Source organism: Oleiphilus sp. HI0061, from assembly GCF_001635675.1.
The window spans coordinates 1-309 of sequence record NZ_LWFE01000611.1 but is presented as its reverse complement, the minus strand read 5'-3'; the positions used below and the strand labels follow the sequence as shown (position 1 = coordinate 309).

1 protein-coding gene is annotated in these 309 nt (G+C 41.1%); it reads right to left on the bottom strand.

The features are described 5' to 3' along the window. Window positions 1–309, bottom strand: a 309-nt coding sequence (locus tag A3735_RS30495; RefSeq protein ID WP_197485752.1) for a hypothetical protein, incomplete at both ends; no start/stop codon positions are given.

The window sequence follows — 309 nt, the reverse complement described above, 5'->3', positions numbered from 1 at the left end:
ACTGCCTCGTGTCATTATTATGAGAATGCTCAACGATTACACCAAATTCGCGAACCTCAATAGCCGCCTGATCAAGCCTTTCAAACTGAAGTGTAGAAAGTACAGTTTCACCGAGAGAATCTGCTTGAGTTAACTCAGGCAAAACGTTTGGAGCGAAGAACTGTTCAACCTGAGCAAAGCCTAGCGTAGTAATGTCTGACAAATGCTCTAAATTAAACTGATAATCAAACTGCCTATAATCAAAGCTAAATGGAAGACCAGAAAACGATACACTATCGAGCAACACTGGTGTCTCGTAAGGAGAATCTT